At 42.1% G+C, this 6,121-nt stretch carries 3 protein-coding genes and 1 pseudogene; 1 reads left to right on the plus strand and 3 read right to left on the minus strand.

What is annotated here, in order from left to right:
* Positions 1-258 precede the first annotated feature (258 nt).
* Positions 259-1,917: pseudogene (locus tag C9J12_RS29315) on the minus strand (Tn3 family transposase); the annotation flags it as partial.
* A 118-nt stretch (positions 1,918-2,035) separates the two neighbouring features.
* On the opposite strand from C9J12_RS29315, the gene C9J12_RS29320 reads away from it, so the two are divergent.
* The gene (locus C9J12_RS29320) at positions 2,036-2,311 is read left to right on the plus strand and encodes a hypothetical protein (RefSeq protein ID WP_107246875.1); all 276 of its coding nucleotides are present in this window, start codon (positions 2,036-2,038) and stop codon (positions 2,309-2,311) included.
* A gap of 41 nt (positions 2,312-2,352) precedes the next feature.
* Here the strand turns inward: C9J12_RS29320 and C9J12_RS29325 are convergent, their stop codons facing one another.
* Both C9J12_RS29325 and C9J12_RS29330 read right to left on the minus strand, forming a co-directional pair.
* Complete coding sequence (locus tag C9J12_RS29325) at positions 2,353-5,352, minus strand: Tn3 family transposase (RefSeq protein WP_107246877.1); 3,000 nt, start codon at positions 5,350-5,352, stop codon at positions 2,353-2,355.
* 3 nt (positions 5,353-5,355) lie between these two features.
* The gene (locus C9J12_RS29330) at positions 5,356-5,976 is read right to left on the minus strand and encodes a recombinase family protein (RefSeq protein WP_107246880.1); all 621 of its coding nucleotides are present in this window, start codon (positions 5,974-5,976) and stop codon (positions 5,356-5,358) included.
* Positions 5,977-6,121 lie beyond the last annotated feature (145 nt).

A 6,121-nucleotide genomic window follows, 5' to 3' on the forward strand; every position in this document is an offset into this window, starting at 1 on the left:
ACGCGATCGTCGTGTTGCCAATTACTGATGATATCTTCAGAGATCCAAATGTCGAACCGCCCGCGTTGCCTGAGAGCCTGATTATACTCCCGATAGTTATTTAGCGCGTAGGTATGCTTCTTAAAATAATGGCGTTTTCTGTCATTGTGTTTGTAAGGCATGTGTTAAACAGCTAACCGGAATGAAGGGCTGGTTATGATAACTGAACTCAGTGTTAATGGAATAATTGAGCGTTATCTGAGCGATTCAACAAAGCCGCACCGAGCCGTTGAGGATAGATTGAATGGCTTGATCCCTATCCTTGTCATTATCCATGTTGGCCAAAAACTCGGATAAATATAGGTAATTCCATAAAACAATCGCATTCTGAATGAGCATTTTACATCCGGCGATGATGTCCTGTTCCGTTTTGAGGCCTTCTGGTAACTCCTGATTGTTGGCAAAAAAGATGGCTTTGGCAAATTTGTTCGACAACTCAACACGATTAAGCTGCTTCTCGATGCGTTGGCGCAGCTCAATATCATCAAAATACGTCAGAATAAAGTGGGACTTCATGATCCGACCAAACTCTTTAAGTGCCTGGTAAAGCGGAATATCTTTTGCGTACGAGCTCAACCTGGAAAACAGCTGTGATGCAGAGGATTTCTTGAGCTTTATGGTCACCATAAAACGCAGGATGTCTTCCCAATTTTCTTTAATGAGTTTCGTATTGATACGGCGACTGGGAAGGATTTTATAGCCCTTCTCTTTATAGGATTTGGGGGATTCAAAGCCATAAAGCGTCTGATTTCCTACGTTTTTTATCCGTGGCGCAAACGCGGTACCGATAAAATGCGTTGTAGCAAAAATTGACTCTGTATAACCATGACTGTCTGAGCTGTGGATCTGGCTTTTAACGACATCATTATGCATCAGTCCGTCAATGACATAAGCCGCCTCCCGTTCCGATGCGCTGATCACCGTGGAGTAAAACAGCGATTGCTTTTCATCCAGAAATGTATAGACCGTCGAGCCTTTATCTTTGCCAAAATATTTGAATGAATAGGCTGCATTAAGTGAGTCAACGGCAACATAGTACTTTTGCCCATCACTGGCTGTATGCGTCGCTTCTGGGTCAAATTTGTAAGCATTCGCTAAGGATAATTTGTCAATATACTCAATGATTCTGTCACTGGCGGACTGGATATTGTGTAAACTAAAAAACCAATTGACCGTATTGTCAAGCGTATTTTCATTAAGCCCTACCGAAATATTGACGATCCGAGTCACACCAATATTGCAACCGATCCCCATAATGCCCGCCATTAACATTTCCAGCGACGGCTTCATTTTATTGTGCTTATTCATGAAATGCGTGAAACAAGAATTGAAATGACAGACCGAATTGATATCCGACAGGATCGTTTGAATAGGAACATATCCGGCCTGCATTAACGTATCACCAATAAATGCAAAATCATCATTATCGATTTTGGGGGTGATCACCTTGGCTTTTTCCGTTGTCTTATCAAAAGACAGAAAACGGTTCTCTCCCTGTAAAGCGCGTTGATTAGTACTGTGGTACTTTTCATTCAGTTGTTTCTTGAGCTTGTCCAATACTAAAGTAACATTGTTAAAGTCTTCCAAGCCCGCCGTTACCAGTAAATGATCACGTTGTTCTGACCAGATGTCATCATCTATCAGATAATCAAATATTCCTTTGTAACGATAGGTGGAATCGAAAATGAGACGACCTGACTTTATTGCATCGGTCAGGTGGAAAAAGAAAAGCGCTTTGTACAGTGACACGCGAAGCGTGTTCTCTTTGTTAGTCACCGCCTCGACTTCATTTTCCGTTAAAAATCCAAGGGGTGGTGCATGTCCGATATCACCATCGGTATTTTTAAAGTGCAAGGGCATCAACCTGCGGTTGCGACTTCCCCGTTGTAAGTTCATCTGATCACAGCCTCGTCATTCTGATTACGTTAATTCCTGATTTATCTTACTGATAAAATGCGGTATTTTTATCCCCCTCCTTCAAAAAAAGTAATATATCATGAGCAAGAAAACGGACGCAGTAGAACACACAGGGCCAACAGAATACTTTCCTTTTGATAACTATGAGCAATTTGAAAAGGCCATGGATGATATAATTATTCAGCTTAATACCCTCTCGGCCAACCGCACTCATGACGAAGAGTTAGATATAATTGAAGGTTATATTATTCAACATTTTGGGCAAACAGAGCACACAGCAGGGAAAATAAGGGAAATCCTCGTGACGCTGGAAGCGGTCGCGCTTGCAGAGCAAGAAAATGCGCTGAGCCGATAACGTTATCCATGTAGGGGTATAAGGTGCAACGGAACGAAAAACTATGATAAGGAATTATCATCCTCTTCAACTAACTTTCTCAATGGCCTTAGTTTACCTTCTTTTACCTCTTTAGGAACTAAGAATACATATTTCCCATTCATGTTTATATGCTTGAAAGCAAAGGGAAATACTTTAGCTATATCTACATCATTCACCTCAAAACCTTCAATCCTTAATTGCCTAACCGCCTCCTCAATATAAAGTGCATTCCAGTAAACGATCATGTTCAGTATTAAGCCTAGAGCACCCAGTTGATCTTCCTGCCCCTCACGGTATTGTTTACGGATCTCTCCTCTTTGACCATGAAAAATCGCCCTAGCCAAACTATGTCTACTCTCGACTCTATTTAGCTGTTTTAAAATCATTCGCCGTTTTTCATCGTCATCGATATATGTTAATAAATGGATGGTCTTTTCTATTCGGCCTATGTCAGTTATTGCCTGTGCTAATGACGTTGATTTATTACCTGTTTGTAATGTTCTCATCGCATCATTTGCCGATAGCTTTCCCAATTTTAATGAACCCATCAGTCTTAATATATCTTCCCAATGAAGCGTTGCTCTGTTGAGGCCAACTTTATTGGACGAAATTTCGTTAAGCTCACCGTAGTCCGCATCATTATCTACCCGCCATAAGCGCTGGCCTCCGATATCTGCCAACCTTGGGCTAAAACGATACCCCAGTAATCTAAAGAGGCCAAAAATGACATCACTATATGCTCCTGTATCTGTCATTATCTCGATTGGCTGAATTTCTGTTTGCTGCTCTAATACTATCGCCAGTAAACTCATACTATCTTTCAGGGTGCCAGGCACGGGAAAATCGTTCAGTCCACACAATTGATCAGACAGTAAATTGTACCAAGTGATCCCTTTTTTATGACCAAAATATTTTGGGTTCGGTCCGGAATGAAGCGTTTTCACTGGCACAACAAATCGCATTCCATCTGCGGCGGCCATGGTCCCATCTCCCCATAAATGAGTGATGCTCAGTTCATTGTGGGCCTTAACCAGCATCTCGTTTGTTTTAGTAATTGTTTCATCTCTGATGTAATGCTGGGTGACCCACGACAGTCGATCTCTTGTCAATGCTTGAACATCTGGCTGGACCAGCGGTTCAAGTCCGGTATTGCAAGCTTCTGCCATCAGTACTGCACACAGGCTAATATCAATATCTTCTGCCCGGGCTGATTTCTCTGAAATGTGGGTGAGTGCTTTAGTAAATCCAGTTCGTTCAGCGACCTCTAAAATCAGCTCTGGTAACTCAATCCGAGGTAAACGTTTTGATATGAGTTGTTTTAATAGGATCAGTGAATCTGGATCATCTGACTTTTCCAGAGGGGTGAGCTTAAGCCGTCCATCCACAATAGATACATCAGGGTTATTTTTAAAACGGGCGGCTACAGCTCTATAAGTCTGATCCAGTTCACTCTTCAGGGCGTTTAAAGTAGGCTCTGGTTGCACTGATAGTCCCAGCGCGCGGCATATCATGGGTCTACTTTGAATCCACTCATTGCCAGTTAATAAATCTTTTCGTGGATCAGAGTAACGCCAGCTTGGCTGGATAAAAAGGTCTCTTATTTTCAATGATTTAATTAATTTATCTACCGTACAAAATGTGTAGGCATGAAGGTCAAACTCCTCACCATCTTTACCAAACACCAGCTGCTGCCAGCGTTTATCAACAGTATTTTGGGGGACTGGCTCTTTAATATTTCGCTTTACCATATTTCTGGTAAGCCATTCCATCGCATCTAGCGTTGGCTGTGCACTTATGTTTCCGTTAAATTGAATATGCTCTAATAACAGCGGTAAGAACAACCGAATGGTTCTGTATTTTTCATTTAATTCCAGAAAGTAAACTTTGTCATGAGGCCGAGTTAGCGTTGTCACTTGTTCCACTGCACCAGAGATTTTATGACGTGACATTTGACGATAAAGTGCTTCACGTAATTCACTATCTGGAACGGTTTCGTCTAGCACTATTGTACCTAGCTGTGCCAGAAGTAAAGCCGAAGCATCCATGTCTTTTAGTGTTCGTTGCCTGGATTGTTTATAAGCCCTATTTGCACCTCTGAAGATGTCTTGTACAATTTTTTCGAAGATAATCAGAATATCATCTTGAACTGAGGCCTCCAGGCTCGCAATTAATGCCCGAAGGGCTGCGACTTTTTTGAGGTTACTCATTCGCTTCAATGCTGTGACTTTTGCAGTTGAAGCATATCGAGATAAATGTCTAATCCGCACTACGGGGATATTTTGCTTAAACAGCCAAGGAAAGTGATACTTTCTAATTTCTTTTAATCGGCTTATTTCTAGAAGAAGACTTCGGCTGCTGACATTGACAGGGGCTGTCCTTAGCCTTTCAAATAAAGTGCTCGACTGTTCAGGTTGGGAAGCTAACAATGTCATCAACAGATCTTTTTGCTCTAAAGTCAGATCTGAAACGAGCGCTTCCCATACCCTTGTTTCAACCCTTGAAATCAGTTTAGAAACGAAACGTTCAAGCGTACTACAACCCGGTAAAATGACCTTATGTGCGATCAGCCAGTACTGAGCTCTTTCAAACAGTACTCCCGGACGTTCTGCTCCACTCCAGCACAGAGCATATAACCAACGAGTAAATGAAAAGACCACCCGCCTCTCAGTCAAATCCGTATACCCATACTCTTGGCGGATCTGCTGCATATGTGACCACCGCTGGCTTCCCAACAAATAGCTATCATATTCAGTGTCCATTTTAATATTCAACTGAAGCGTAAGGGTGCTGATTATAGCGGGTGGAACATCAAATGGTTGAGCCAAGAAAGTGCCAAGGTATCTCAGGGTACAAAGCTGAAGTGCAAACCCCAACCGATTATGAGCCCCGCGCTTTTCTTGGATGATCTGCAAATCCATATCATCAAGATGAAAGCAACGGGATAATTCATCCGGAGCAGGAGATTGTACAAATTGTCCATACTGGCTCCGTTGGAGCTTAGATAAGAAATTAACAGGCACTGGTTAGTAATTTCCTTGATTAAAAAGCGCCCAAACCCGTTTGACCTGGCTAATACTACACCCTGTGATATCTGCGGTTTTCTGGATTGTTGTTCCCGATTTTCTAAGTGCAATTATCTGATGGTGTATGTCCTGATTAGCTTTCCTTCCTTTGTATTTTCCTTGAGCCTTTGCTAGCTGTATGCCTTGAAGTTGCCTTTCTCTGTGAGTTTCATAGTCCTCTCTGGCCATTTGTAGAGCTAGCTTTAATAACAACTGCTGTACCGATTCAATAACAATTCGTGCAATTCCTTCGGAATCAGCGACCAAATCAGATAAATCAACTAGACCAGGAATACTAAGTAAAGCGCCTTTAGCTTTGATCGAGTTAATCAGTTTTTCAGCTTCAGGCAATGGAAGACGACTGATCCTATCTATATTTTCGGCAATGACCGTTTCATCGGGTTGTAAATCACTGATCATTCGTAATAACTCTGGTCTGTCAGCTCTCGCGCCAGAGGCTTTTTCACGATAAATCCCAGCAATGTAATATCCTGCGGCAATAGCTTCTGATCGGATACTCTCCTGCCGTTGAAGATCCTGCTCGCGGGTACTGACTCTAATATATATTCTTGCGACTCTCATGTTATTTATAGCCAAGTTGGGTATAGGTCACTTGACCCAGTGTATTACCGTAGCCAATAAATGGAAATACCGACTTAAATTGGCTAGGTTTATTTTGGCTACTTAAATGGGCTATTTGAGTGGAAGATCACGATCTTAAGGGAGG

Source organism: Photobacterium frigidiphilum (genome assembly GCF_003025615.1).
Taxonomy (GTDB): Bacteria; Pseudomonadota; Gammaproteobacteria; order Enterobacterales; family Vibrionaceae; genus Photobacterium; species Photobacterium frigidiphilum.

Coding starts and splice junctions, on each gene's coding strand:
- C9J12_RS29320 (WP_107246875.1), top strand. CDS start 2,036: ATGAGCAAGAAAACGGACGCAGTAGAACACACAGGGCCAACAGAATAC.
- C9J12_RS29330 (WP_107246880.1), bottom strand. CDS start 5,976: ATGAGAGTCGCAAGAATATATATTAGAGTCAGTACCCGCGAGCAGGAT.